The sequence below is a fragment of the Corynebacterium sp. MSK150 genome, from assembly GCF_030229215.1.
In the GTDB taxonomy this organism is placed as follows: domain Bacteria; phylum Actinomycetota; class Actinomycetes; order Mycobacteriales; family Mycobacteriaceae; genus Corynebacterium.
Genome location: NZ_JASPHM010000006.1, coordinates 1 through 26,789, shown reverse-complemented (window position 1 = coordinate 26,789; position 26,789 = coordinate 1). Strand labels below are relative to the sequence as shown.

Annotated in this window: 25 protein-coding genes; 13 read left to right on the top strand and 12 right to left on the bottom strand. The window is 59.5% G+C overall.

From position 1 onward, the window contains the following. Positions 1 to 11: 11 nt before the first annotated feature. The 7 genes from QP941_RS05080 to QP941_RS05050 all read right to left on the bottom strand — a co-directional run bounded on the left by QP941_RS05080 (position 12) and on the right by QP941_RS05050 (position 9,108). Positions 12 to 1,658 (bottom strand): metallophosphoesterase family protein, encoded by a 1,647-nt coding sequence (locus QP941_RS05080; RefSeq protein WP_284868237.1) that lies wholly within the window; start codon positions 1,656 to 1,658, stop codon positions 12 to 14. 105 nt (positions 1,659 to 1,763) lie between these two features. After that, complete coding sequence (locus tag QP941_RS05075) at positions 1,764 to 2,912, bottom strand: alpha/beta hydrolase (RefSeq protein ID WP_284868235.1); 1,149 nt, start codon at positions 2,910 to 2,912, stop codon at positions 1,764 to 1,766. Between the two features lie 276 nt (positions 2,913 to 3,188). After that, entirely contained in the window at positions 3,189 to 4,088 is a 900-nt protein-coding gene (gene ppk2, locus QP941_RS05070; protein ID WP_005329883.1) for a polyphosphate kinase 2, read from the bottom strand. Between the two features lie 154 nt (positions 4,089 to 4,242). Continuing rightward, positions 4,243 to 4,377, bottom strand: coding sequence for a hypothetical protein (locus QP941_RS05065; RefSeq protein WP_255718026.1), 135 nt, complete (start codon positions 4,375 to 4,377; stop codon positions 4,243 to 4,245). Positions 4,378 to 4,413: 36 nt separating this feature from the next. Beyond that, a complete protein-coding gene (locus tag QP941_RS05060) occupies positions 4,414 to 4,587 on the bottom strand; it encodes a hypothetical protein (RefSeq protein ID WP_239278257.1) in 174 nt (57 codons plus the stop codon). Between the two features lie 671 nt (positions 4,588 to 5,258). Further along, the gene (groL, locus tag QP941_RS05055) at positions 5,259 to 6,905 is read right to left on the bottom strand and encodes a chaperonin GroEL (protein WP_086588229.1); all 1,647 of its coding nucleotides are present in this window, start codon (positions 6,903 to 6,905) and stop codon (positions 5,259 to 5,261) included. 232 nt (positions 6,906 to 7,137) lie between these two features. After that, entirely contained in the window at positions 7,138 to 9,108 is a 1,971-nt protein-coding gene (locus QP941_RS05050; protein ID WP_284868233.1) for an OPT family oligopeptide transporter, read from the bottom strand. Positions 9,109 to 9,336: 228 nt separating this feature from the next. On the opposite strand from QP941_RS05050, the gene QP941_RS05045 reads away from it, so the two are divergent. The 8 genes from QP941_RS05045 to QP941_RS05010 all read left to right on the top strand — a co-directional run bounded on the left by QP941_RS05045 (position 9,337) and on the right by QP941_RS05010 (position 18,994). After that, positions 9,337 to 10,704 (top strand): M20/M25/M40 family metallo-hydrolase, encoded by a 1,368-nt coding sequence (locus QP941_RS05045; RefSeq protein WP_284868231.1) that lies wholly within the window; start codon positions 9,337 to 9,339, stop codon positions 10,702 to 10,704. A 331-nt stretch (positions 10,705 to 11,035) separates the two neighbouring features. Continuing rightward, the gene (locus QP941_RS05040; RefSeq protein ID WP_284868230.1) at positions 11,036 to 14,017 is read left to right on the top strand and encodes a Na+/H+ antiporter subunit A; all 2,982 of its coding nucleotides are present in this window, start codon (positions 11,036 to 11,038) and stop codon (positions 14,015 to 14,017) included. Continuing rightward, positions 14,018 to 14,518 (top strand): Na(+)/H(+) antiporter subunit C, encoded by a 501-nt coding sequence (locus tag QP941_RS05035; RefSeq protein WP_284767042.1) that lies wholly within the window; start codon positions 14,018 to 14,020, stop codon positions 14,516 to 14,518. It begins immediately after the preceding gene. Then, on the top strand, positions 14,511 to 16,337 hold the full coding sequence (locus QP941_RS05030; RefSeq protein ID WP_284844472.1) for a Na+/H+ antiporter subunit D: 1,827 nt from the start codon (positions 14,511 to 14,513) through the stop codon (positions 16,335 to 16,337). The genes QP941_RS05035 and QP941_RS05030 overlap by 8 nt, the downstream gene beginning before the upstream one ends. Continuing rightward, positions 16,330 to 16,857, top strand: coding sequence for a Na+/H+ antiporter subunit E (locus QP941_RS05025; RefSeq protein WP_284868228.1), 528 nt, complete (start codon positions 16,330 to 16,332; stop codon positions 16,855 to 16,857). Before QP941_RS05030 ends, QP941_RS05025 begins: the two co-directional genes overlap by 8 nt. Further along, the gene (locus QP941_RS05020) at positions 16,857 to 17,132 is read left to right on the top strand and encodes a monovalent cation/H+ antiporter complex subunit F (RefSeq protein ID WP_005325614.1); all 276 of its coding nucleotides are present in this window, start codon (positions 16,857 to 16,859) and stop codon (positions 17,130 to 17,132) included. Before QP941_RS05025 ends, QP941_RS05020 begins: the two co-directional genes overlap by 1 nt. Continuing rightward, positions 17,129 to 17,509 (top strand): monovalent cation/H(+) antiporter subunit G, encoded by a 381-nt coding sequence (locus QP941_RS05015; protein WP_179387013.1) that lies wholly within the window; start codon positions 17,129 to 17,131, stop codon positions 17,507 to 17,509. Before QP941_RS05020 ends, QP941_RS05015 begins: the two co-directional genes overlap by 4 nt. A 15-nt stretch (positions 17,510 to 17,524) precedes the next feature. Beyond that, positions 17,525 to 18,994: a glycosyltransferase 87 family protein gene (locus QP941_RS05010; protein WP_284868227.1), complete on the top strand. Its 1,470-nt coding sequence runs from the start codon at positions 17,525 to 17,527 to the stop codon at positions 18,992 to 18,994. 26 nt (positions 18,995 to 19,020) lie between these two features. Here the strand turns inward: QP941_RS05010 and QP941_RS05005 are convergent, their stop codons facing one another. From QP941_RS05005 to QP941_RS04995, 3 genes are all read right to left on the bottom strand, one after another. After that, complete coding sequence (locus tag QP941_RS05005; protein ID WP_284868226.1) at positions 19,021 to 20,157, bottom strand: glutamate--cysteine ligase; 1,137 nt, start codon at positions 20,155 to 20,157, stop codon at positions 19,021 to 19,023. A gap of 180 nt (positions 20,158 to 20,337) precedes the next feature. Continuing rightward, positions 20,338 to 21,138, bottom strand: a complete 801-nt coding sequence (locus QP941_RS05000; RefSeq protein ID WP_284868225.1) for a LytR C-terminal domain-containing protein — start codon at positions 21,136 to 21,138, stop codon at positions 20,338 to 20,340. A 23-nt stretch (positions 21,139 to 21,161) separates the two neighbouring features. Continuing rightward, complete coding sequence (locus QP941_RS04995; RefSeq protein ID WP_284814485.1) at positions 21,162 to 21,437, bottom strand: DUF3263 domain-containing protein; 276 nt, start codon at positions 21,435 to 21,437, stop codon at positions 21,162 to 21,164. On the opposite strand from QP941_RS04995, the gene QP941_RS04990 reads away from it, so the two are divergent. The 4 genes from QP941_RS04990 to cls all read left to right on the top strand — a co-directional run bounded on the left by QP941_RS04990 (position 21,436) and on the right by cls (position 25,479). Further along, on the top strand, positions 21,436 to 22,059 hold the full coding sequence (locus QP941_RS04990) for a peptide deformylase (protein WP_239278272.1): 624 nt from the start codon (positions 21,436 to 21,438) through the stop codon (positions 22,057 to 22,059). The genes QP941_RS04995 and QP941_RS04990 overlap by 2 nt on opposite strands. Then, on the top strand, positions 22,059 to 23,048 hold the full coding sequence (locus QP941_RS04985; RefSeq protein ID WP_284868223.1) for an N-acetylglutamate synthase, CG3035 family: 990 nt from the start codon (positions 22,059 to 22,061) through the stop codon (positions 23,046 to 23,048). The genes QP941_RS04990 and QP941_RS04985 overlap by 1 nt, the downstream gene beginning before the upstream one ends. A 157-nt stretch (positions 23,049 to 23,205) precedes the next feature. After that, positions 23,206 to 24,015 carry an exodeoxyribonuclease III gene (locus QP941_RS04980; RefSeq protein WP_284868222.1) on the top strand — a complete coding sequence of 270 codons (810 nt, stop codon included), beginning with the start codon at positions 23,206 to 23,208 and terminating at the stop codon, positions 24,013 to 24,015. Continuing rightward, entirely contained in the window at positions 24,016 to 25,479 is a 1,464-nt protein-coding gene (gene cls / locus QP941_RS04975) for a cardiolipin synthase (RefSeq protein ID WP_284868221.1), read from the top strand. 267 nt (positions 25,480 to 25,746) lie between these two features. Here the strand turns inward: cls and QP941_RS04970 are convergent, their stop codons facing one another. Further along, on the bottom strand, positions 25,747 to 25,923 hold the full coding sequence (locus QP941_RS04970; protein WP_239228640.1) for a hypothetical protein: 177 nt from the start codon (positions 25,921 to 25,923) through the stop codon (positions 25,747 to 25,749). An 85-nt stretch (positions 25,924 to 26,008) separates the two neighbouring features. On the opposite strand from QP941_RS04970, the gene QP941_RS04965 reads away from it, so the two are divergent. Beyond that, complete coding sequence (locus tag QP941_RS04965) at positions 26,009 to 26,218, top strand: recombinase family protein (RefSeq protein WP_284868220.1); 210 nt, start codon at positions 26,009 to 26,011, stop codon at positions 26,216 to 26,218. A 325-nt stretch (positions 26,219 to 26,543) separates the two neighbouring features. Here QP941_RS04965 and QP941_RS04960 read toward each other — a convergent pair. Then, positions 26,544 to 26,789, bottom strand: a 246-nt coding sequence (locus tag QP941_RS04960) for a hypothetical protein (RefSeq protein WP_284868218.1), incomplete at its 5' end; no start/stop codon positions are given.

Genomic DNA, 26,789 nt, shown 5'->3' with positions numbered 1-26,789 from the left:
GAAACTGCGCCCTACCGCGCGAAGTCCTGATACTTAATCATCTCGCCGGACTTGAAGTCCCAGGCCTCCACCCGGACGCGGTCAGCAAAGACCTTGACCCGCAGTCCGGTGGAGGCCTCTTCCTTTTCCTTGACGATTGTCTCGTCATTATCGCCATCCGGCAGGTACTCATTGAGGATGGCACCGGTATTGACTACCGGGAAGCCGGTGCGGCCGGCCTCGCCGGTGCCGTCGTAGCGGCGGGTTCCCCACCAGTTATTTTGGTGCAGCGAGGAGTGGCTGTGGCTGCTAAACCACACGATGTTGTTGTACTTATTGACCACATCGGAAAGCGCCTCAAGGTCTTCGAAATCATTCTGGTACCACGCCGAATGGGACATCGATACGGTCTGCGGCAGCAGCGGATGGCTAAAGACCAGCGCCGGCGTGCCCTTAGCATCCCAATACGCCAGGCGCTCATCTAGCCAATCGAGCTGCTCCTTGCTAAGGCGCTGGAACGGCTCCTTGCCGTGGCGCAGGATATCGGAATAGAACTCGGTATTCACCGAAATCAGTGGCACCCCGTCAACTACCTCTTCCTTCCACGGCTTATCCTGGCCGGAGTACTTGAGGAAGCGTTCCAGGTAGGTCTCAGATCCTTCCTTGCCGTACATTTCGTGGTTGCCGATGGTCCATAATTCCTTGCCGGAATCGTGCGGCACCTCGCTGTGCGCGGCCAAGAAAGCATCCCACTGCTGCTGCGAGCCATCGTCCACGAGGTCGCCGTTGAGCACCAGCGCCCCGGCCTTATCCTCCATGCCGTTTAACTGGCGGACCGCGTCTTTGTAGTCTTGGGGGTCGCCTTGGACGTCGGAAAGCACGTCCACGGTAGCCTGCGGCGAGCCTTGAAGCTCACCGAGCGGCTTGACGACGCCCACATTGTCCACCGCCCACCACCAGTCATCATTGCCGTTGTTGTAGCTGAAGCTAACCTGCATATTCTTCGCGCCGGCCGGCACGTCCACGCCAATGGACTCGTGCTTGGAGAATATGTCTTTGTCGAAGGCGGCGATTTCCTGGGCTTCCCCACCATCGAAGGAGACTGTCACCGTGGCATTCTGCCCGTCCTTGCCCTGGCGGTAATGGTGGTCGAATTCCACATTCACTCGCTCCTGCCCCGCTACAGGGATAGCCGGGCTCTTTAATCCCGCGGTCATGGAATCACCCTCGGCCAAGCGCTGCTGCTTGTTGTCGATGATGGCGAAAGTGTCATGCGCCTGGGTGAAATAGTGGCGCATATCGGTACCAGATGCCCAGGTCCAGTGGCGCATATCGCTAAAGGTCCAGCCCTTCCAGCGGGCCTCGCCCGAGTCCACGCCGTGCACGTCCGCGCTCCACCCCTGCGGCGCGCGGTGGGTAAACCATGCCGGGGTATCTACCCCGTCGAAGCTTTCCTGCCACAGCACCCGCGACTCAGCGCCCTCCCCCGGCTGCTCATCGTCCCCCGCGGAGGAACCCTCGGACGAGCCCTGGGAAGACCCCCAGGAAGAGCCCAACGATGACCCCAAAGAAGAACCAAAGGAGGAACCAGGAAGTGAGGACTGGGCCGCCGCAATGGGCGCACCCACCATTCCTGTGAGGGCCAGGACAGAAGAGAAAGCACAGAGTTTATTTTTCATAATTCAATTTCTATCCGGCCTGGGCAACGAGGCGGTTACATATACGTAAACTCTTGGCAAGCACTGTATGCCTGCCAAGAGTTCGCGCTTTGAGCTCCACGTATTTTAGGCGTGGCGGTCGAGCCAGTCCACGACGGTATCGAGAGCTTGATCGGCAGCCGGCTCATTGAAGACCTCATGCTTCTGGCCTTCCCAAGTCACATACTCCACGTCTTCGGAAGAGATGGAGTTGTACCAATCCTGGGAGAAATACGGCGGCACGATGCCATCCTTGGTGCCGTGCATGATGAGCGTCGGTGCGGTGAAGAGATCCGCATTGACGGCGTCATAGTTCGCGATTGCTGCCAACTGCAGGGCGGTACCGGCGCTGGTTTTCTGCGCGATAAGCGGGCTCGAAGCATACTCGTCCTTGACCGCCTGGCTGGTGGAGACCCCATCCGTGAATGGGTTAGACAGCTTGATGTTCTTGCTCCACTCCGGCGATTGTGCGCCGACTTCGGTGCGGTGCGGAATCAAGTTCTGCGCATAGTGCGCATTAAAGCTGGTGAGTTGGGCCAGCGGCAGGCGCTCAAAGATGGTGGGATCCAGCTTCTTCTGGGTCTCAGAAATATCATCCGGAGTGATATTCCTTCCGGCCACGTTCTTGCCCGACAGGTTCAGCGGCGCGCCACCACCGTTGGTGATGATGCCATCGACCTTGCCCGGCTCGCGGATGCCATAGGCCTCCACGGTCAACGAGCCCATCGAGTGGCCCAGCAGGAAGGTCTTTACTCCCTGGTTTTCCTCCTTGGCCATGTCCACCACATGGTCAAAGTCATCCAGGATGTACTGGAAGTTATCGATGTGCCCCAGTGGCACGCTGCCGCCCGCGGACTTGCCGTGCCCGCGGTGGTCTACACGGTAGACGTTGTAGCCCGCATCCAGCAGGCGCTTGGCGACGTAATCATATCGCCCCGAGTGCTCAGAAACACCGTGCGCAAGAACCACCGCACCGCGTGGGTTGGCCACCTTTTGCTTGCGGTAGTAGATCTTGACTCCCTCGCCGTGAGCACTGTCGAAGTAGCCTTCCTCATCGGATACCTGCTTTTCCGAGACAGTTGGGCGCCCCAATACATCTGGTTTCTGGTCTGCCGCGGGCGCAGGCGCCGGGGCTTCCTGGGCGATTGCCCCTGCCGTGAGCGTGCCAGACACCGCAACTGGTGCCGCCAGTACTGCTGTCGCCGTCAGGCAGGCGGTTACGTGCTTCTTCATCATCACTGTCTCCTCATGGTGCTGTAGGTCATATCCTTGCGTTAGATGAGATTGAGATAACAGTGATGCTAAGTATTCTAAGACGGAGACCACAAATAGTTTTCGACAATGCTACCTACGGTTCCGTAACATAACCGCACGGAAACAACCCTTTAAAATCCACAATTTCCCGCGAAACTATTCCTCCCCATTTACCCCCTTTTGGTACCCCGAAAACAAAAAGCGGGAAACCCGGAATCACCGAGTTTCCCGCCCATTGTGCGGCTAATTTAGCTCAACCTAGTCACCAATCTGGTCGCGACCACGCTTGACGATGTTCTCATCGACCTCACCCACCAGCTCATGGTCCTTATTCGTGTACTCGAACTTGGACAGCACATAGCGCATGGCGTTAATACGGGCGCGCTTTTTGTCGTTGGACTTAATGGTGATCCACGGCGACTCTTCCGTATCCGTGTAGCGGAATTGCTCTTCCTTCGCACGGGTGTAGTCATCCCACTTATCCAGCGAAGCCAGGTCCATCGGGGATAGCTTCCACTGGCGCACCGGGTCGATCTGGCGGATAGCGAAGCGGGTGCGCTGTTCCTTACGGGTAACAGAGAACCACAACTTGGTCAGGGAGATACCCGAGCCCAGAATCATGTTCTCCAACATCGGAACCTCACGGAGGAACTCCGCGTGCTGGCTTTCGGTACAAAAGCCCATAACGCGCTCCACACCGGAACGGTTGTACCAAGAGCGGTCAAAGAAGACGATCTCGCCACCGGCTGGGAAGTGCTCGATATAGCGCTGGAAATACCATGAGGTGGATTCGCGCGGCGACGGCTTCTCCAGAGCCACAGTGCGAGCACCACGCGGGTTCAGGTGCTCGTTAAAACGCTTAATGGTGCCACCCTTGCCGGCCGCATCTCGACCCTCAAAGAGGATGATATGGCGCTGGCCGGTTTCCTTGGTCCAGTTCTGCCACTTCAGCAGCTCAATCTGCAGCGCGCGCTTAACGGACTCGTACTCATCGCGAGTCATACGCTCATCGTAGGGGTAATTTTCACGCCAAGTCTGAACCGGGGAACCATCCGGCATGATTAGCGAAGGATCATCCTCATCGGTTCCATCGACGACGTAGCCGTCAGTTTTAGCCAGGTCGATCTCGGGAAGGTCGTCGTCTTTAATATCAGCCATGCATTTAGTGTAACCCGAATGTAGACATCTAGCGCGCCAAATTTTCGCAGTTACCCCTGCCCCCAGATGACCAACAAAACAAAAAGAAGACCTACCGAAACGGTAGGTCTTCTTACTTCAGTGAGCGTAAGAGCTCAGAACTGAGGGGGTGTTCTTATACGAACATGCCGATCAGGTCGGATGCGCCGTCAGCAATGTTGACCAGCGGCTCAACGATGCCATACAGGGCGTTGAACAGGCCACCAAAGATGTCGAATGCGAAGTTCAGGGTGGAAGAAAGGTTCTCCATTTTAATATCTCCTCAGATAGTTAGCGTGTGTTTTGATTACTTGGAGCTCAGAGCCGGCAGAACTTCACCGGTGAACTCGAATGCGCCCTTAGCAGCCTCAAAAGCGTTAGAGAAGCCGGTCCATGCGGTGATTCCATCAACGATGGTCTTCCAGCCAGTCCAAGTGGTTACGAAGTTGTCCAGGTGAGTCTGAATGAGGGAGAGATCCATGTTTGAACTCCTAAAATAGATCCGAAGCTATTTGCCGCGGAGGGGTTTGCAGTTTGCAGACACCCTCAGTGGGCGTCACAAGAAACATTTTCGCACAAGTTCGAACGAATTCAAGTCAAATTTGCATAGATACCCCAACACGCAGGCAACTTGATAAGGATAAGTTTATACCTTATAGCAGCCATTGAAAACTTTTTACCTTGACTGAAAGCCCGTTGAACTGGGCTTTTACATTACGCTTTAATTAGTTGGACCAAATAGGACTTAACACTGTAACGCTTTCCGGTGTAACGGACGATAGATAGACGCAAAACTCGCCCTTTACGAGCGAAAAACTTTTTAGATTCTACCCCTCCAGTTACCCCTATACAGGGTCAATGGGGTGCATGGTTCGCGTGTTTAAAGCTGTGGCGGATAATCGTAAGCCATATGGCGCGGTGCACTTCCCTAAAAGTTTTCCGATCTCCAGCCCAAATTAAAAACGGCTATGCCGAGCGATTTCGGAAAATCTATCCGCGAAGACGCTGTGTCGCCGTATCACATTGGTTAAGCAAAGTGCTGCAGACACGCCGAAACGCCCCTTTTCATGCGCTCTAAAGCACAGAAACGGGGCGCTCAAGTTATTCCGCTAGGCCTGTTGTTGTGGGCGGCCTTTGGGCGTTTTGGGGCGTTTAGAAGCCCATGCCGCCCATAGCGTCAGCGTCCGGCATGCCGTTGTTGGCGCCAGCCGGCTCAGGCTTGTCGGCTACGACAGCCTCGGTGGTCAGGAACAGAGCTGCAATGGATGCAGCGTTCTGCAGAGCGGAGCGGGTGACCTTAACCGGGTCATTGATGCCAGCTTCCATGAGGTTGACGTACTCGCCGGTAGCAGCGTTCAGGCCCTCGCCTGCCGGCAGGGAGGCAACCTTGTCAGCAACAACGCCCGGCTCCAGGCCAGCGTTGTGTGCAATCTGCTTCAGCGGTGCAGACAGGGCCTCGCGGACAATCTTGACGCCGGTAGCCTCGTCGCCCTTGAGGTCATCCAGGGAATCCAAAACGGAAGCAGCCTGCAGCAGTGCTACGCCGCCGCCGGCAACAATGCCTTCTTCCACGGCAGCCTTTGCGTTGCGGACTGCATCCTCAATGCGGTGCTTGCGCTCCTTGAGCTCAACCTCGGTAGCGGCACCAACCTTGAGGACAGCAACGCCGCCGGAGAGCTTAGCCAAGCGCTCCTGCAGCTTCTCGCGGTCGTAGTCGGAGTCGGAGCTTTCGATCTCGGCACGGATCTGCTTGATACGGCCGTCGATCTGCTCCTGAGAGCCAGCACCCTGAACGATGGTGGTCTCGTCCTTGGTGACGACAACCTTGCGTGCCTGGCCCAGGTACTCGAGCTCGGCGGTCTCGAGGGAGAGGCCGACCTCCTCGGAGATGACCTGGCCGCCGGTGAGGATGGCCATGTCCTGCAGGGTAGCCTTGCGGCGGTCGCCGAAGCCCGGTGCCTTAACCGCAACGGACTTGAAGGTGCCGCGGATCTTGTTCACAACGAGGGTAGACAGGGCCTCGCCCTCAACATCCTCAGCGATGATAAGCAGCGGCTTGCCGGACTGCATGACCTTCTCCAGCAGCGGGACGAGGTCCTTGATGTTGGAGATCTTGGAGGAGACCAGCAGGATGTACGGGTCCTCCAGGACCGCCTCCTGGCGCTCCATATCGGTAGCGAAGTAACCGGAGATGTAGCCCTTATCAAAGCGCATGCCCTCGGTTACCTCGAGGTCAACACCGAAGGTGTTGGACTCTTCCACGGTGATAACGGAGTCCTTGTTCACGGAGCCGTTGCCCACGGTGTACATAGCCTCAGCGATCTTCTCGCCGATGGCTGGGTCAGCGGCGGAGATGCCAGCGGTGGTGGCAATCTGCTCCTGGGTTTCTACTTCCTTGGCGGAAGACAGCAGGGAGTCCACAACCTTCTTGGTTGCGGTCTCAATGCCGCGCTTGATGCCCATTGGGTTGGAACCTGCGGCTACGTTGCGCAGACCCTCGCGCACCAGAGCCTGTGCCAGCACGGTTGCGGTGGTGGTGCCGTCGCCTGCGACGTCGTCAGTCTTCTTAGCAACTTCCTTGACCAGCTCGGCGCCGATCTTCTCGTAAGCATCCTCGAGCTCGATTTCGCGAGCGATGGAAACACCGTCGTTGGTAATGGTCGGGGCGCCCCAGGACTTTTCCAGGACGACGTTGCGGCCCTTGGGGCCGAGGGTGACCTTGACGGCGTCGGCAAGCGTGTTGAGGCCGCGCTCGAGGCCGCGGCGGGCCTCTTCATCAAAAGCGATAATCTTTGCCATTGTGTTTGTGCTCCTTGGTTTATTGAGGACGACACTCACGTCTTTCTCGCTGCGGACGCCCGCGACGGCATGGCTGGTGAGTGTGAACCAACCTCAACCACAACGATGTAGATTTATCTAGCACTCATACTGTGCGAGTGCTAACGACCATTCTGGCACTCTCCTACCGTGACTGCAAGAAAAAATGACGCCCCCGCGAAGGGACGCCATTATATAAGGAATGGATCAGAAACTAGAAGCTCTTCACCGTGCGCTTGGTCCAGCGGTAGATGAACGTCAGCGCGATAACAAAGAGGATCACGCCCACGATGGTCGCAGACGTGCCGCCCTCGAAGATTTCCAGCGGGCTCTCGCCGCCAGCGACGGCGATGATGCCGGCGTTGACCACGCCAAAGAGGGACTCACCCACGATAAGGCCGGTGGCCAGGAGGGTACCCATACGCTTGGCAAACTCCGGGTGGGATTGCTTCGCGGCCCACTTGTCATAGAAGGTGCCCAAGATGGCACCGATGGGGATGACGATGGTCAGGGCGGCCGGTAGGTACATGCCCATGCCGGCGGCCAGCGGGGACAGCGAGTACTTATCGGTGAACTTGCGCAGGAGCTCATCAATAATAATGAGGACAGCGCCAATGGCCATGCCGATGAAGATGAGGTTCCAATCCAACGAGCTATCGAAGATGCCGGAGGCAACGGAGGACATCAGGGCGGCCTGCGGGGCGGCCAAGGCGTCTTCGCCGGCGCCTTCCATGCCTTGGAAGCCAAAGCCATTGAGCATGACCTGCAGAATCGGCGGGATAACAAGGGAGCCGAAGACCACGCCGATAATGAGCGCTACCTGCTGCTTCCACGGAGTAGCGCCGACGAGCTGACCGGTCTTGAGGTCCTGCAAGTTGTCATTGGAAATGGTGGCAATGCCAAAGACGATGGCCGCGGTAAAGAGCGTGTAGGCCACCAAAGACAAAGGATCCGCAGTGGTGCCGCGGGTAACGGCCGCGATGAGCAGCGAGGCAGCGAGCACGGCGATGATGCCAATGGAGGAAATTGGCGAGTTAGACGCACCAATCAGGCCGGCCATGTAGCCGCACACGGAGGCGATAATCAGGCCTACCAGCAGGGTAAAGAGGACGGAGACGGTAATGAGCACGGCCATGTGGTCGTGAATATCGGTACCGCGCACAAAGTCCCACAACAGCAACGCGATAGGCACCATGAACGCCATGATGGTGGTGGCGACATAGGGGAAGGGAATATCGCGCTCGGTGACATCCACGGCGGAGCCGGACTTCCGGGCGCGCGAGGAGGCTAGGGACTGGCGGATGCCCACAGCAATGGGAGCGGTGATCTTCAGCAGGGTCCAAATGGCCGCAATGGCCATGGTGCCCACGCCGATGAAGCGGATGTCATCGGAGAAAGTGGTATCGACGACGTCGGCAAGCGCGGTGGCGCCCGTAATATCGCCGGTGGTGAAAATGGGCAGCAAAATGAAGTAGGAAATCACCACACCTACCAGCATGGCAATGCCTACCGGCAGGCCCACCAGGTGGCCCACGCCGATAAGCGCGGTGGACAGGCTGGTGCCCAAGGTGGTCGCGCCGGCGCCGAGCTTGAAATAGGCGGTGACCTCGGAGGCGGCGGCCTTCATCGCAGTCAGCAGCGCCATGACGGCCGAGGTAATGCCGCCCGCGACGATGACGCGCAGACCCTTGGCATTTTCCTCATGGCTGGCGCCATCGGCGTTCTCGTCGCCCACTTTGAGGACCTCGGCCGCGGCCACGCCCTCCGGGTAGGGCAGGTCGGAGCCGGTGACCAAAGCGCGGCGCAGCGGGATGGAATACATCACGCCCAGCACGCCGCCGATGATGCACACGCCGGCCGTCTGTACGAAGCCAAAGCCCTGCCAATACCCCACCATCACCAGGCCTGGGAGGACGAAGATGATGGCGGACAAGGTGCCTGCGGCAGAGGCAATGGTCTGCACGATGTTGTTTTCTTTAATGTTGTGGCCCTTGAACCGGCGCAGCACCGCCATGGAAATCACGGCGGCCGGGATGGAGGTAGCAAAGGTCAAGCCCACCTTCAGGCCCAAGTACACATTGGCAGCGGTGAAGATGAGGGTAATCAGGCCACCGATAATGATGCCGCGCAGAGTCAGCTCGGGCAAGGAGGCCTTGGAACCTGCGGCGGATGATGCGTTCGCCATGCCAGGTCCTTTCTATTCTCGGCTATGAAAGTTTCTTGTCTCACCCCGCGTAGCAGGCTACAGCCAGCAACGCCCGTTTTCGCCCGCTTCACTCCGGTTTTAACCCCGGTTTGTATCCGAACGGACAGAACCCGCACAGGGTGGAATGAATAAATTTTAGTTCATCACCCCAGCGTTTTCCTATTCCGGTTGCTCTATAGCTTGGGGCGGGCGGGTACCGTAGAGACCATGACTGCACTTAATGAAAGCATTCGCAACGATCGCGAGACCATTTTCCGCCAGCTCAGCGAGCTCGTGGCCTTTAACTCCGTCCACGACGAGGAAGGTTTGGAGGACCAGGCCAAGGGCGCAAGCCAGTGGGTTAAATCCGCACTGGAAGAGGCTGGAGTGAGCGTGGAAACCATCACCACGGCCGATGGCTCCACCGCCATCTTGGGTGAGCGCAAGGGCGATGAGGGCGCCAAGACGGTGCTGCTGTACTCCCACTATGACGTGGTGCCGGCCGGCAACCGCGAGGCTTGGGAATCCGATCCGTTCACCCTTACCGAGCGTGAGGCCGCTGATGGCTCCACCCGCTGGTACGGCCGCGGCGCCGCCGACTGCAAGGGCAATGTGGCCATGCACTTGGCCGCCCTGCGCGCGGTGGACAATAACGGTGGTACCAAGGTGAACCTGAAGTACCTCATCGAGGGCTCCGAGGAGCGCGGCGGCGAGGGCCTATCCCAGCTCATCAAGGATCGCCCAGAGCTTTTTGCTGCCGACGCCATCCTCATCGCCGATGCGGGCAACGCCGCTGTGGGCCAGCCGACCTTGACCACGTCCCTGCGCGGTGGCGCGCAGATTGGCGTGCAGGTCGATACCTTGGCCTCCGCCGTCCACTCCGGCCAATTTGGCGGCGCGGCACCGGATGCCGCCAAAGCGCTGATGCGCGCCATCGACTCCCTGTCCGATGAGTACGGCCGCACCGTTATCGATGGTGTGGATACCACCGCCGAGTGGTCCGGCCAGGAGTACCCGGCCGAGGCCTTCCGCGCCGATGCGCAGCTGCTGGAAGGCGCCAAGATCATGGGCGAAGACGACCCGGCCGGCGCCACCCCGGTGGCCAACATGGTTTGGTCCCGCCCGGCTATTACCGTGACTGGCTTTACCTCCACCCCGGTGGCAGAAGCCGTCAACGCCGTGCCCGCCACCGCTTCCGCGCAGCTCAACCTGCGCGTTCCGGCCGGTGCCGATGCCGCTGCGATTGCCGACGCCGTCTGTGATCACCTCCGCGCCCACACTCCATGGGGCGCCCACGTTAAGGCCGAAGTGCTTGAGGCCAATGCCGGTTTTGCCACCGATCCAGAAAAGCCCGCCGCTGCGCTACTGGGCGAGTGCCTGTCCGAGTCCTACGGCACGGACACCGCCGCACAGGGCATGGGCGGTTCCATCCCGCTGACCACCGAGCTGCAAGAGGCTCACCCCAAGGCGGAGATCGCTCTCTACGGCGTGGAGGAGCCAAAGTGCACCATCCACTCCGCCAATGAGTCCGTCGATCCCACCGAGATCGAAAACATCGCTGCCGCAGAAGCGCTCTTCTTGCAGCGCTACGCCTAAGACTGAAACCCCGGGTCCAGCCCGGGACCTGCCTGCCGCCGCGGTTAGCGCGGCTTACCCCGCACCTTGGGTGCGGGGTTTCTTTCTGCCGCGAAATGGCACCATATAATACAGCCCATAAAAATAATCCTTTCGAAGTCGTAGAAAAACCGGTAAAGTGGCAAAAAGTTGGCCCCGCGCTCGGCCATGTTGCTTGCATCGTGCCGCCGCAGCGTACTCAGCGGCGCGCGGCATGTGAATGTTCTCGCCTCTCAGCAGTTGTGGCGTTTGTGGTATTCGCGGCAGCGGGGCAAGAGAACTTGACACAACCATAAGGAGCGCAGAAACCAACGTGCTATTACTTCTGGGTGCTCTCATCGCCGCAACCGTGGCCGCACCGCTACTCATCATGCGGATGGGGCGCCCGACTTTTGGCATTCTGGCACTAGTTCCCGCCGCTGGGTTCATATGGACACTCGCGCATTTTCTACGCGGAACGTTCAAGGACGGCGGTGGTGTGAACTACACCGTGGCTTGGATGCCGTCCGCGAACCTAAGTTTTGACCTGCATCTGGACGGTTTGGGTGCCCTTTTTAGCCTGATCATCTTGGGCATGGGCGCACTGGTACTGGTGTATTGCTGGGGCTATTTCGATGGCACGCGGCGGCGCTTAGCGATGTTCGCCGCACAAATGGTGGGCTTTGCCACCGCCATGTTTGGGCTGGTGGCCGCGGATAGCTTCCTGCTGATGTATGTGTTTTGGGAAATCACCTCCGTGCTGTCTTATCTCTTGGTCAGCTACTACGCGGAGCGTGCCTCATCCCGCCGAGCCGCACAGCAAGCGCTCATGGTCACCGCCCTAGGCGGGCTATCCATGCTCATGGGCATCATCTTGCTCGGACGGCAGACTGGGGCGTGGACTTTTAGCGAAATCGCGGCCTACGAAGACTTTGCGCAGACGCCCTACGTGACGGTAGCTATCGTGCTCATCTTGGTCGGCGCGCTCACTAAGTCCGCCATCGTGCCGGCACACTTCTGGCTGCCCGGAGCCATGGCGGCACCGACGCCGGTCTCGGCCTACCTGCACTCAGCAGCGATGGTAAAGGCCGGAATCTACTTGGTCGCGCGCTTGGCCCCCTCAATGTATGAGGTCGCCACTTGGCATGTGGTGGTCATTTCCCTTGGCGTATTTACCATGCTTCTGGGCGGATGGATGGCGCTCAAGCAGCGCGACCTCAAACTGGTATTGGCCTATGGCACCGTCTCCCAACTGGGTTTTATCACCTCCATCGCGGCCGTGGGCTCGCGCGAGGCCATGCAGGCTGGGCTCGCGCTGACCTTTGCGCACTCGCTATTTAAGGCGGCACTCTTTATGGTCGTCGGCACTATCGACCACTGCTCGGGCACGAGGGACATCACCAAGCTTTCCGGCTTGGGCCGCAAGGAGCCGTTCCTCTTCGGCATTGCGATCATCTCTGGTTTTTCCATGGCCGGCGTGCCGCCCCTTTTTGGCTTCGTGGCCAAGGAGGCAGTGCTGGAGGCCACCATGCATGAGGAGCTTCTAGCAGGCATGCCGCGCAACATGATGCTGGTGGCCTACGTCATCGGTTCCATCCTCACCATGGCCTATACACTGCGCTTTCTGTGGGGCGCCTTCGCCACAAAGAAGGAGATTAATGGCGCGGAGCCAGCAGAGGCCGTCGCCAAGATGCATCCCGTCAGCATCGGGCTTTGGCTCTCCCCCGCCGTGCTCACCGCCTTGACCGTGGCGCTCGGCGTATTCCCCAAGCCACTCTCGGCAGCCTTTGACCAACACCTCAATTCCACCTTCGACCCCAAGCCACATAGCGAACTGGCATTGTGGCATGGCTTTAACGTGGCACTGGGCCTCTCGGCGCTCATCATCGTTGCCGGTATCATCCTGCACTGGCAACGGCAGGTGCTAGAAAAATGGCAATTCTCCTACCCCGCTCTGGGCAATGCGGATGATGCCTATGATTCGGTCATCGCTCATCTGCGCAAGCTCTCGCTGCGCACGACGGCAACCACGCAACGCGGTTCCCTGCAGCTGAACTTGACGGTCATCTTTGCCACGTTGATGCTGCTACCGCTAACCATGCTCATTAAAGGTGACCTCACCGATATCCGCATGATCGTGGCGGAAAATCCTTGGCAGGTAGTGGCCGCCTTCATCATCATGGTGGCCGCTGTGGCCGCTACGGTAACCGATAATCGCTTGTCCGCCGTCATTATCGTTGGCGTAACCGGCTATACGCTTTCCTTCATCTTTGCGCTGCATGGCGCTCCGGATCTGGCGCTTACCCAGCTGCTGACAGAGACCATCGTGATGGTACTTTTCATGCTGGTGCTGCGCCGCATGCCGGCCTCCACCGAGTGGAAGCAGGATCCCAAAATGGGGCGCCTACGCGCGTGGCTTTCGGTGGGCACGGGCCTGACGGTAACCGTGGTGGCGATGTTTGCCATCAACGCGCGCCAGTCCAAGCCCATCTCTGAGTTCATGCCGGATCTGGCCAAGGAGATTGGCCACGGCGCCAATACCGTCAATGTCTTGCTGGTGGACCTGCGCGCATGGGATACCTTTGGCGAGATCACCGTCATTATCATCGCTGCGCTGGGCGTGGCCTCTCTGATTTATCGCACCCAGTCCTTCGCCCGCGCGAGCCGCCGCCCCACCCTGCAAGTTACTGGGCGGCGCTGGCTGGCGGCCGGCGTGGAATCAGAGCAAGCGCTCAACCGCTCGCTGATGATCGATGTCTCTACCCGCGTGCTCTTCCCGTCTATGGTCGCGATTTCCTTCTATTTCTTCTTCGCGGGCCATAATGCGCCGGGCGGCGGCTTCGCCGGTGGCCTCGTCGCCGCGCTGGCTCTTATCCTGCGCTACCTGGCTGGCGGGCGTGCAGAGCTGGATGAAACCCTGCCTATCGACGCCGGCCGCACCATGGGTACCGGACTCTTCCTATCCGCGGTGGCCGTGGTGGCCCCAATGTTCTTTGGCCACCCGCCGCTAACCAGCGGGTATACCTCACCAGAGATCCCGCTCATCGGCGCGGTATCGCTGCCTTCAGCGTTGGTCTTTGATGCGGGCGTCTACCTCATTGTCATCGGCCTTACGCTCTACATACTCAGTTCCTTGGGCGCGAAGCTAGATGAGGAAGAGGATATGCGTAAGCAGCGCGCCCGCGACCGCGCCCGCTCGCTGGCCCGACAGCAACGCCAACGCACCGCCAAGCAAAAGGCGCAACGGGCGCAACGCAAGGAAAAGAAACAAGCCACCACGGCAAGCACAGCCGCTACGACAGGAAAGGAGAAGTAAATGGAAGCCAACCTCTTCCTCCTGCTCGCCGCCGGCGTGCTTGTAGCCGCGGGCATCTACCTGCTGCTAGACCGCGCCATGACCAAAATGCTGCTGGGCCTATTGCTTTTGGGCAATGGAGCCAACCTTTTCTTGCTCCAGGCAGGCGGCTCGGCCGGTTCCCCGCCCATCGATGGCCGCGAATCGGAACCGTATGGCGCCGAGATTGCAGACCCCCTCGCCCAGGCAATGATCCTTACCGCCATCGTCATTTCCATGGCGCTAACAGCCTTCATACTGACCTTGGCCTACCGCCAGTACCGCTACCGCACGGACGATGTCATTGAGGATGACGCGGAGGATACCGCCATTGCCGCCAAGGCTGCACGCCCCGGCAATGCGGCCGCAAGCCCGGATCACGATGCCTCCAACGATCCCACTACGGGCAGGGCAACCAAGGAAGGCGATAACTTCGGTCCAGAGTCCTTTGAGGAGCCTGTAAAGGGGGCCCGCGATGAGTGAGACCATGCAACCGCTTGTCGATGCCCTCTTTCCCTACATCGGCTACCTCATTCCCCTGCCCATTATCATCCCGGCGGTAGCCGCAGCGCTCGCCTTGATCTTTTCCCGCGTGCCCAATGCGCAGCGCCAAATCGTATTTTTCTCGCTGCTTATAACGGCGATAGTCAACGCCATGTTGATCCTCATTGCGGATTTTGAGGGCATCCAAACACTGCAGGTGGGTGGCTGGGACGCCCCAGTGGGCATCACGCTTGTGGCGGATCGCCTCTCTGCGGTGATGCTTTTTACCTCTTCCGTGGTGCTCTTTTCTGTCATTTGGTACGCCATCTCCCAGGGCGTGCGCGATGGCACCAAGGACGAGCCGGTGGCAGTCTTCTTGCCCACCTACATGCTGCTGACCATGGGCGTAAACATCTCCTTCTTGGCCGGCGATCTCTTCAACCTTTACGTGGGCTTCGAGGTCTTCCTCGTGGCATCCTATGTGCTTTTAACCTTGGGTGCCTCGGCTGGCCGCGTGCGCGCTGGTGTGGGCTACGTGATGGTGTCCATGGCCTCGTCGATGATTTTCTTGCTCGCGCTGGGCTTTGTGTATTCGTCTGTGGGCACCGTGAATATGGCGCAGGTTGGCCAGAGGATGCAGGACATTCCGGAAGGCACCCGCACCGCGATCTTTGCCACGCTGCTCGTCGCCTTTGGCATTAAGGCAGCAGTGGTCCCACTAGACGCCTGGCTGCCGGACTCGTATCCCACGGCGCCATCGCTTGTCACGGCCGTCTTCGCCGGCCTGTTGACCAAGGTGGGTGTCTACGCCATCATCCGCGCCCGCTCCTCCGTCTTTACTGCCGGTGGGCTCGATACCGTGCTCATGTGGGTTGCCCTAGCCACAATGTTGGTAGGCATCCTAGGCGCGATTGCGCAGTCCGATATTAAACGCCTTTTGTCCTTTACCCTGGTCAGCCACATTGGCTACATGATCTTCGGCGTCTCGCTCGGTACCGCCCAGGGGCTTTCCGGCGCCATCTTCTACGCCGTACACCACATTCTGGTCCAGACTGCGCTATTCCTCGTGGTCGGACTCGTTGAGCGCCAGGCCGGCACCTCGTCGCTGCGCCGCTTGGGTTCGCTGATGTACTCGGCCCCGCTTATCGGAATTTTGTACTTCATTCCAGCCATTAATCTGGGCGGCATCCCGCCGTTCTCCGGTTTCTTGGGCAAGATCATTTTGCTGCAAGCCGGTGCGAATGAGGGTTCCTGGATGGCGTGGGTACTCATCGTCGGTGCCGTGGTCACCTCGCTGCTGACTCTCTACGTCATGATGCTGGTATGGGCTAAAGGCTTCCAACGCGACCGCGCCGATGCTCCGGAAGGTAACGTGGCGCTCGCCCGCCCGGCCCCGCTTTCCGATATCACCGATGAGGTCGAGTTTTCCTCCCGCCAGGATGTGGGCAGGGTGCCTTTTGGCATGATCGCCTCTACTACTCTGCTGGTGGCCGCGTCTACCTCCATTACCTTTCTGGCCGGCCCAATGTCCGGCGTGACCTCACGCGCTGCCGAATCCGCGCAGGACACGTCCATCTATCAATACGCGGTCTTGGGCGACCGCGCGGATGACCCCACCCGCCACCTCAACCAGAAAGAGCGCTACACCGGCGGAGCGGATTCCTATGAAAATCGCCGGCATCCCTCCCAGGATGCGGAGCCGCCCGCCCAGCCAGGACTAGATGCCCGCACCGACCCAGAAGCCGGCGGCCGCGATTCCCACTCCGGCACTGTAAAGACACCAGACGCCGCTAAGAGGAAGGATATTAGCGATGACTAACGCACGCTTTTCCGGCCTGCGCCACCGCTTCCGCCCGTGGTTCATCGTCTGGCTGACCATCATGTGGTGCATGCTCATGGGAGAGATCACCGTGGGCAATGTGGTGGCCGGACTCCTCATCGGCACCGTTATCGTCTTTGCCCTGCCGCTGCCGGCCATGCCCATTACCGGCATCGACGTCTCTTGGGGCAAGCTCATTGCGTTCATGCTCCGCTGGTTCTGGGAGTTGTTCTACGCCTCACTCAAGGTGGGCTGGCTGGCCGTGCGCCCGCAGCCGGTGCCCAAGACCGCCATCTTGGAGCTGCCCATGCGCTTGGATAATGAGTTCGTACTCTCCCTGGCCGTAACGCTGTATAACCTGCAGCCAGGCGGCACGGTGACCGATATCGACATTGCAAACCGCATGATTACCGTCCATATCCTGGACGCCCGCGATGAGGCCCAGATTCAGCGCGAAATCGGTGCCGTGGCCCACCTTGAAGCCTCATTCATCGACATCTTTGAAAGGAGCCACCCCTAATGGATCCGCAGATCTATAACGCGATTTTGCTGGTGGCCGCCGCGCTGCTGGTGGTCTCCTTCCTCATCACCGTCTGGCGCATTGTCACCGGCCCCAATTCCCTGGACCGCTTGGTGGGCATGGATGGCTTTACCGCGATGTTCCAGTGCGCGCTGGCTACCTATATGTGCTGGTCGCTTAATACCACCGTGGTCTCAGCCATGCTGGTCATTGCGCTGCTGGGATTCATCTCCACCGTATCCGTCACCAGGTTTAGGAAGAGGGATAGCCAATGAGCTGGTCTTTTATTGCAGATGTGCTCTCGCTCATCCTGATAATCGGCGGCAGCGTCCTCACCTTGGCCGCGGCTATCGGCATCGCCCGCTTCAAGGACACGATGTCGCGCGTACACGCGGTAAGCAAGCCGCAAACCACCGGCCTTATCCTGACGATCCTTGGTGCCATCATCCGCATCACGGGCGCGGAATCCTTCAGCGTTGCCGAGCGCGGGGATTTAGGAATACTCGTTTTGCTGGTACTGTTTGCCATGTTCACTAGCCCGGTAACCGCGCAGCGCACCTCGCGTATTGCACGCCGTGAGGGCCTGTACGGCACCGAGGAATCCATGTCCCGCAACGACCGACCCGCCGCGAAGTCGCTGCGCCGCAAGTAGGAGACGCTTTTCACCGTGAAAAAGCTTTATGGGCTTCCCACTATGGTGACTTTGCTCGCCGCTCTCATCGGCGTCATCGTCTACCGCTTCAGCATCTTCGATGGCAATAGCGCCTTTGTGTGGCGCGTTCCCCTGGATCTGAAGATTTATTGGCTCGCCGGCGGTGAGGTGGCCCAAGGCGCGGACCTCTACGATAACGCCTATATCGGCAACCTGCCTTTTACCTATCCGCCCTTTTCCGGCACCCTTTTCACGTGGCTTTCCTCGCTTGACGACGCCCCCCTGATCCTCCTTTGGCAGGGCGGCACCGCCCTCGCCTTGTTCACGGTCATCATGCTGGTCCTGCGCGAGCGCGGCCTCAAGCTCTCCCCGGCAATGTGGCTGTTGGGCATCCTCTTGTTGTGCTGCACCCCGGCGAATGAGCCGGTGCACGGCACCTTATTCTTTGGCCAGATCAACATCTTCCTTATGCTGCTAGTGGCCTTGGATATTCTGCCGCGCAAACGCGCTTTGCCGGGCATCGGCATTGGTTTGGCCGCGGGTATGAAGCTCACCCCGGCCTATATGGGTCTGGTCTTGCTCTTCCAGAAGCGCTGGTGGCAAGCGATCATCGCCATCCTTACGTTCGCGGTAACCGTGGCCATTGGTTTCGTGACCATTCCGGATGCCGCCGATTTCTGGACCGACGCTATCTTTAAGTCCTCCCGCGTGGGCGAGCACACCAACCCTGGCGCGCAGTCGATTCGCTCGGTGATGGTCCGCGCCTGGGGCATTGATGGCGGCTGGATCTGGCTCGCTGCCGTGGTCGTGGTCTTCATTTTGACCTGCCTGGCGCTGCGCACCGCGATGAAGCACCGCAATAATTCCGCCGCACTCGCGCTTGCCGGAATCAGCTCCTGCTTGGTCTCCCCCTTCTCTTGGTACCACCACTGGGTGTGGACGGTGCCGCTGGCCGTCGTCGTGCTGGTTGCCGTCAACCAGGGTCTGGGCAAGCGTCTGCACGGTTTCCTCGGCGCGCAGGTCGCTGGCCTCGTGTCGGTGCTCGCTATGTGCGCGGTGACCATGCCGTTCATCTCCGCCCCCGTGTGGCTGTCTGCGGCTAGCCGTTCACTCAACCACTGGGATCTGCAGCCATGGGGAATGTTGGCCTTCACCGGCGCCGGTGTCCTCTTCATCGCCTTCTACGCGGTGTGGGGCTTTATCCCTGGCACCCAGCCGGAAGAGGAAGCGCCCGCCCCGGGCCGCCACCACCTGCCTGCGCAGCCCGCTGGCGCGGAGGCCGGAGCACGCCCAGTGCGCTCGTTTAATACCGCAGCTACAAGCCGTGGGGGCCAGGGGCATTCACGGGCAGCGCAACCCGTCAGCGATGAAACGGCAGAAATGCCCGCGGTAGGGCCGGAAACGCGCGCGTTCCCGGCGGCCCAGGACATCACCGATATCCCCGATACCCCGGCCTACGGTCGCCACTCACGCCCTGAGGACTAGGCCCCCGGGCCAGCCTGCCCGCCGCTTTAGAGCGGGCGGAAGGTGTGCAGCTCGCGGCAGGTCTCCTCGACCACCTCGCGCCAGCTGCCGGTCTCTTTGAAAAGGCGGCGCTGCCGCTCATAGCCGGCGCCGCCATCGATAATGTCGTGGATGAGTTTGAGCTCGTTGACGCATCCCAGCTCGCGCGCGATGGGGGTAAGCTCGTCCACCATCTCTGCTAGCTCGTCTTTGACCCAGGCCTCATCGGTCTCGCGGGAGGTAATCACTAGCGCGTCCATGCCGTAGCGGGCACCGCGCCATTTATTTTCTGCTACGTGCCAGGGCTGCAGGATGGGGAGGGACTCCGCGGCGTCGATAAGCCGGTCGTAATAGACCACCAAGCAGTGAGTAAGCGCCACGATGGCGGACAGCTCGCGCAGGTTGGACGTCGCATCAGAGACGCGCACCTCCACCGTGCCCCACTTGGAAGCCGGCCGAATATCAAAGTGCATGGAACCGGTGTGATTGATGACACCGGAAATGGCTTGGTCGCGCATATAGGACTGCCACTCGGCCCAATCCCGGAATTGGTACGGCATGCCTGCGGTGGGCAGCTGTTGGTACAGCATGGTGCGGTTGGAGGCATAGCCGGTATCAAGGCCCTCCCACCCAGGCGAGCACGCAGAAATGGCTAGCAGGTGGGGGTACTTGGTCATTAGCGCATTGATGATGGGCCATACGCGGTCCTCGTGGCTAACGCCCACGTGCACGTGCGTGCCCCATAGCAGCATCTGCTTGCCCCAGTACTGGGTGCGCGCGATGATTTCTTGATAGCTGGGCTTATCCGAAAGCGGGTTCTCCCGGAAGTCCGTAAACGGGTGGCCACCAGAGGCCCAGACGTCTACGCCCAGTTTATCGGCTGCTTCTTCCACTGCTTTCAGGGAAGTGTTCAGGTCAGCGATGGCTTCCGGCACGGTATGGCAGACGCCGGTGACCAGCTCCACCGTGTTCTGGAGGAATTCCTTTTCCAGATGAATCTCGGGGTGGGCTGCAGTGGCGAGGTCAATGAGTTCCGCGCCGCGCGGGACAAGGTCGCGCGTATCGCGGTCCACGAGCGCCACCTCCCATTCCACGCCGAGCGTTGGTTCGGGAGAGCGGGCGAATTGTTCTGCCGGGATCTTCACCCATTCAGCTTAACGGGTGACAGGTATTAAAGCGTGAATTTTATTTAACCTGTTCACACCGGCGGACGTGCGGGCGCGGAAACGTTCAGATCACAAAAGTCCAAGGCGTTCGGCCGAAGAACTATGGTGCTTGCTCTTCGGCCGGATGGCCTTGGACTCTAAATCAGGTGCGCGGCTTGCTTAGGCCTGCGGTACCGCCAGAGCGACGACGACGGCACCGTCATCGGTTGCTTCCTTAGGCAGGTCGCGATTCATCGGGGCGACATCAGCCTGGTAGCGAGCGGCTACTTCCTTAGCCAGCGCTTCAGCGGAGGTATCACCTTCTGGGAAGAAGACGGTGGTCTTTGGAACGGTGAGGACATCGCCAGGCAGGTTACCCACGTAGCCAACCTTGAAGCCTCCGCCCTTGAGGGAATCGGCTTCCTTCTTGGCCTTGTCTACCTCGCCGGAGTTATTGAGAACGCTGACCTTAATATCGTTGCGGTCGCGCGCGGCGGAGTGGGCGTTTTCTTCACCTGCGGCAGCATCTCCCTCGGCCGCGGCCCCCTCATCGGCAGCGCCGGAAGCGGCCGAGTCGCCTGCAGCATCGCCTTCACCTGGTGCGGGCGCCGGTGCGGGAGCAGGGGCGCTAGCACCTTCGGAAGAGCCAGGGGCACGGGATCCTGCGGCGTCGGGGCCAGCAGAACTTTCGGGCGCGGCACCGATGGTGGAACCGGTGGAGTTTTCCTGCTTGCTCTCGGAGGCAACGGTGGAATCATCGTCTCCCGAGGTCATGGAGTACAAAGCCCAGAGTCCGAGCATGACGGCCACGGCGATGAGGACCATAGCCAGGCCACGCAGCGGCAGCCCGCCCTTCTTAGCGTGCGCGCCACCACCAGCGGGGCGCTTAGCTGCGCGGGAAGCAGACGCACCGGCAGCGGAGCCGGCGCGGGTTTCGTCGGATACCTTGTCGGTTGAATTTTCCGGATTCACATTAGTCACATACGTAACACTAGTATCCAATACTAACTAGATGGGGGATTTCCCCGCGCGGCGCGCCGCGTGTTTTCCCGTTCTTCGCGCAGCCGGCGCAGCCGTGCAACCAGGAGGGGATGGGATTGGGCGGCCGCGGGGGCGTCGAGAAGCAGGTTAAGGCGCTGGTGGTAGCGCACCGGGGAGATGTCCAGCTGCGCGCGGATAGCCTCTTCCTTGCGGCCGATGCTGCGCGGCGCGGTTTCCTCGAAGTCCAAAATGGCGGCGTCTAGGTCAGACAAGGGGTTCATGCCTAAACTGTAAGACATGACTATTCGCCCCATCGTTATCCACGGCGAGACCGTGCTTCATGAACCCACCCAACCGGTGGAAGAATCCGAGATTTCCACCCCGGAAATGCAGCAGCTCATTGCAGACATGTATGAAACCATGGACGCCGCCAATGGCGTAGGTTTGGCCGCTAACCAGGTAGGAATTGGCAAGCGCCTCTTTGTCTACCACTGCCCCGATACGGACGGCCCCAATGGCACCGAGCTGCCGTCCGAGGAGGCGGGCATGCGCAAGGGCTGCGTTATTAACCCCGTGCTGGAGACCTCCGAGATTCCAGAGACCATGCCTGCCGACGACGGCTCCGATGACGAGGGCTGCCTCTCCGTGCCGGGCGAGGGCTTTCCCACCGGCCGCGCCGACTGGGCGCGCGTGACCGGCAAGGACGAGAACGGTAATGACATTTCCGTCGAGGGCTATGGCTTTTTCGCCCGCTGCCTGCAGCACGAGACCGGCCACCTCGATGGCTTCCTCTACACCGATACCCTCATCGGCCGCTATAAGCGCCAGGCCAAAAAAGCCATCAAGCGCAATGGTTGGACTGAGCCGGGCTATTCCTGGGTACCGGGTGAGGACGCCGATCCCTTCGGCCACGACGACTAATGTCTCGCATTTTCCGCTCCGATGCCGTCCAGGTAGGCGAGCGCGTGGTGGCCCGGCGCGACTTCGGCGGCGTCCATAGCGATGTCATTGGGCACGTGCTCAGCCTCAATCCGCTGGTCATTCGCCCGCAGGAGGTCGGCGGCTACCCTTCCGACTTAGATGCGGTGGAGATCCCGCCAGAGCAGCTGAAGATCATCAAGCGGCTCTCTCCGCGTATGGTCCGCAATTCCGATATCCGCGCCGTCGAGGTTGCCGCGGCCGCGGCTTTCCCCGGCACAGACCACGCCTGGACCAGCGACGGTTCCTGGCTGTTGCGCGCGAGCGACGGGGTTTCCGGCCACTCCAACTCGGCCGTGCCCGTGGGGCCTTCGGCCGGTTTTACACCAGTGCCACTGGAGGAGATTAAGGCCTTCTACGCCCGCCACGATCTTCCGGTGCGCCTGCTAGTCCCGGAGCGCATTGGCAAGCCGGCTGAGCGCCTGCTCGCCGACCCCGCCTGGGAGACCGAGCCAGAGATCCTCGCCATGGTCCTGCGGGATCTGCCCTCGCTTGCCGACGCCCCCTCTTCCTCCCCCACCTTCCACCTCACCGCCCAGCCCGACGACGAGTGGCTGGCGATGTATCAATCCCACACCGAGGCCCTTCCTGCCGAGGCGTTGCAGAGTCTTGACGCCCACGTCGAGGGAACGCTCGGCTTTGGCCGCCTAGTCCTCGATGGCGAGACCATCGCCATTGCCCGCGGCACCCTGAGCGAATCCGGCGATGGCACCACGTGGCTGGGTCTTTCTTCCATCGAAGTGGCCGAGGACTTCCGCCGCCGCGGGTACGGCACGCTCACACTCCAGCACCTGCTGCACTGGGGCCACGACAACGGCGCCGAACACGCCTACCTCACCGTGCCGGCGTCCAATACCGCAGGAGTGCGGCTGGCTGAGAGGCTCGGCTTCATCGAGCAACACCGCCGCATCTTCGCCCGCCTGCGGGACTGAGCCCCGCGCTGCGTCCTTCCCCGGTCTGGGGCGGTGAGCCTTATGGGACTGCCCGCTGACTCCTTGTGGGCTGGGTAGTGAGCCTTATGGGACTGCCCGCAGATTCCTTGTGGGCTGGGTAGTGAGCTTGACTCACTACCCAGGTAACCTATGTGGCATGCGCATCGCCACGTGGAATATTAACTCCGTTCGTACCCGCACACAGCGGGCACTGGACCTTATCTCCAAGCACGACATCGATGTTTTGTGCCTGCAGGAAACTAAGGTGAAAGACGATAAGTTTCCACGCGAGGCCTTCGAGGACGCGGGCCTACATGTCACCTGTCACGGGCTCAACCAGTGGAACGGCGTGGCCATTGTGTCCAAGGAAGAGCCCGAGGAGGTCTTTATCGGATTTCCGGGCCAGCCGGGCTTTTCCAAGGATCCGGAAAAGCCGCAGGACCGTGAGGCCCGAGCGCTAGGGGCTCGCATCCGTGGCGTAGAAATCTGGTCTCTCTACGTACCCAACGGCCGCGAGATCACGGATCGCCATTATGACTACAAGCTGGACTTTCTCTATCACTTGGCGCGCTATGCGGAAAATCATGCGCAGTCCAAGCTGCTTATGACCGGTGATTTCAATATTGCCCCGCGTGATGAGGACGTCTGGGATATAGAGGCCTTCCGAGGCAAGACGCACGTCACCGAACCAGAGCGCGCCGCGTTCCAAATGCTGGAAGAAGCCGGGCTCGAAGAGGTCACCCGCCGGTTCACGGAGGACCAGCGCTATACCTACTTCGATTACAAGGGCATGCGATTCCAGAAGAACGAAGGCATGCGCATCGACTTCCAGTTGGCTTCAGCCCCGCTTGCCCAACACGTGACCGGCGCACAGGTAGACATGGTCGAGCGCGCCGGAGATAAAACCTCCGATCACTGCCCGCTTCTCGCAGATTATGATCTGCCCGATTTCGATTCCGTGCGATAAATGTCCTGGTCTCTTGATCTCAGCTTCTGGCAGCTCGTATTCCTGATCCTGGATTACGGCATCAAGATTATTGCCGTTGGTTTCGTGCCCGAGGGCCGTCGGCCTTCCAGTTCCACCGCGTGGCTATTGGCCATTCTGGTGCTGCCCTTTATCGGCCTGCCGCTGTTTTTGCTCATGGGCTCGCCATATATCAACCGGCGCCGCCACCGCATCCAGCAGCGAGCAAATGAGCAGATTGAAAACGTCACGGCCCGCACCCCGGACCACCCACAAGGGGTCCTTTCGGCCGAAGTCGAATCTGTCATCAGACTCAACCGTGAACTAACCGGATTCCCGGCGTTGGTGGGCCACAACCTTGGCCTGCACGCGGATTATGACGAGTCCATCCGCGCCATTGCCGCCGCTATTGACCGCGCCGAAAAATACGTATCCATCGAGATCTACATCCAGTCCTGGGATGAGACCACAGACGTCTTCTTTGAGTCGCTGCGCCGGGCTACCGCCCGCGGCGTGAAAGTTCGCCTGCTCTTGGACCAGATCGGCAGCTTCAAATACAAAGGCTATTTCACGCTGGGCAAGCGGCTGACAGAAATTGGCGTCGACTGGCACCTCATGTTGCCCATCCAGCTGCACAAGGGCCGCTTCCGCCGACCGGACCTGCGTAATCACCGCAAGCTGGTGATCATTGATGGCAAGGTGGGTTTTATCGGATCGCTGAATATGATTAAGCGCCAGTACAAGACCAAGGACCGCTACTGGATTGACTACATGGTGGAGCTTTCCGGGCCGATTGTGACGTCCATGTCCGCAGTCTTTGCCGTGGATTGGTACTTGGAGGCAGACGAGAACCTGCCGCTGGATGAGCTGCCTTATGACGACGCCCAGACTGCCGACGCCAACCACCTGCAGATAATCCCTTCCGGCCCTGGTTATACCACTGAGCCAAACCTGCGCATGTTCAACTCCTTGGTACACCACGCCAAAGACCGGCTAGTGCTGTGCTCGCCCTACTTCGTCCCGGATGAATCCCTGCTGGAGGCCGTGACCACCGCCTGCTACCGCGGCGTGGACGTGGAACTTTATGTATCGGCAAAGGCGGACCAGTTTATGGTCAACCACGCCCAATCCTCCTACTACCAGGCCCTACTAGAGGCGGGCGTGCACATCTACCAATTCCCCTACCCCTTTGTGCTGCACTCCAAGTTCATCATCACCGACCCGGATGACCCCGGCCGCGATCCGCTGTGCATGTTCGGCTCCTCCAATATGGACCCGCGCTCTTTTGGCCTGAACTACGAGTCCACCATGTTGGTTGCCAAGGGCGACCTCATTGACCAGTTCAACCAGCTCGTATCCAACTACCGCGCCGTATGCCACGAGCTGACTCTTGAGGAGTGGAATGGGCGCGGCTTCATCCGCCGCTACGTGGATAACGTCATGCGCCTAACTTCCGCGCTGCAGTAAAGCGGGTACTGGCTGCAACGGCTTCAGCGAATACTGCGCATATTTACCCATCCGAAGTCACTTCAACCTGCGGGTTTATCGATTTTCCCAGGTGGCATATAACTATATCGCTGTAGATCTATACCCCGAGCCGATCAACCAGCAAAACCGTCATCTTGTGGGTTATGGTTTATACTCCCGGGGCCAGACACCCTTGCTGAAAGCCAGGTTGTCATTCGTCGCATTAATAGCGTTCATTGCCACCAGTTTCTTATCCGACGGGATTGTTCAAAAAGACTCAATGCGAACAGTGAAATACTCACCCTCGGGAACGAAGATGGCAACACCTTGCGGAAATTGGGCACCCCAGTCACCGTTGTCCTCTCCCGCAGAAATCTCCAACGTATCCAGAGACTTGACGAGCATGGAGGTAGAGAAGGTCGTGATGTCTTTATATGAACTCATATTGTTTCTACTTAGTTAAGTATTGATGAGACGTATGGGGTCAGCCCCGTCCACGACACAGAACTTTGAACGACAAACCGCAGCAATGAAGAAAGAGAAGTGCCTTCGCATCTTCACCGATACTGTTGGCCGTTCATCTACCGAACGTCCGGGGCTTGATGAGGCGTTGAATTATGTGCGCCCTGGTGGCCAACTTGTGGTGACTAGCATGGATCGGCTGGCTCATTCGTTAATTGATTTGCACCGATTGGTCGATGCCCTGACCAATCGGGATATTTCGGTGAAGTTTCTGTAAGAGGGGCAAACCTATTCTTTGATTTCCATGCCTATTTCCTCGGCAGCGTGATGGAGTTTAAGCGCTCGACTATTCGCGAGCGCCAGGCGGAAAGGATTGCTCAGAAAAGCTCGCGGGGTTTATAAAGGCCGGGCAAAATCACTCGCAGATGAGAAGCTTGTCCAAGCGCGGAGTGGGTGGATGCCGGCGTTTCGATGTCTGAGGTGGCGCGCAGGTTCAGCGTTGGTAAGGCCACACTATATAACCATCTCTAATACCAAAACTCAGGGATGACCCTTTGCAAGACAAATGCAGGGGCCATCCCTGAGTTTAAATTCTACGGTTACTAGCACTGTGTTGAGACGAACGCGCCTGCCCCCAAATGCCCCACAGTAAGAGCAGCACGGGTTGCTGGATGAAGCTTAGCCACATTTATCGCCACCTTCAGTGCTTTTACCCAAGTGGCTTCATGTCCGCTTACAACAGCCGCAGTCGCAGCATTACACAGGTAGACTTGAAGTGTCCCAGGTTTTGTTCCGTTTGAGTAGATGGGAAAATCTGGAATATGCCGAGAAAATTTGACCAGGATGCG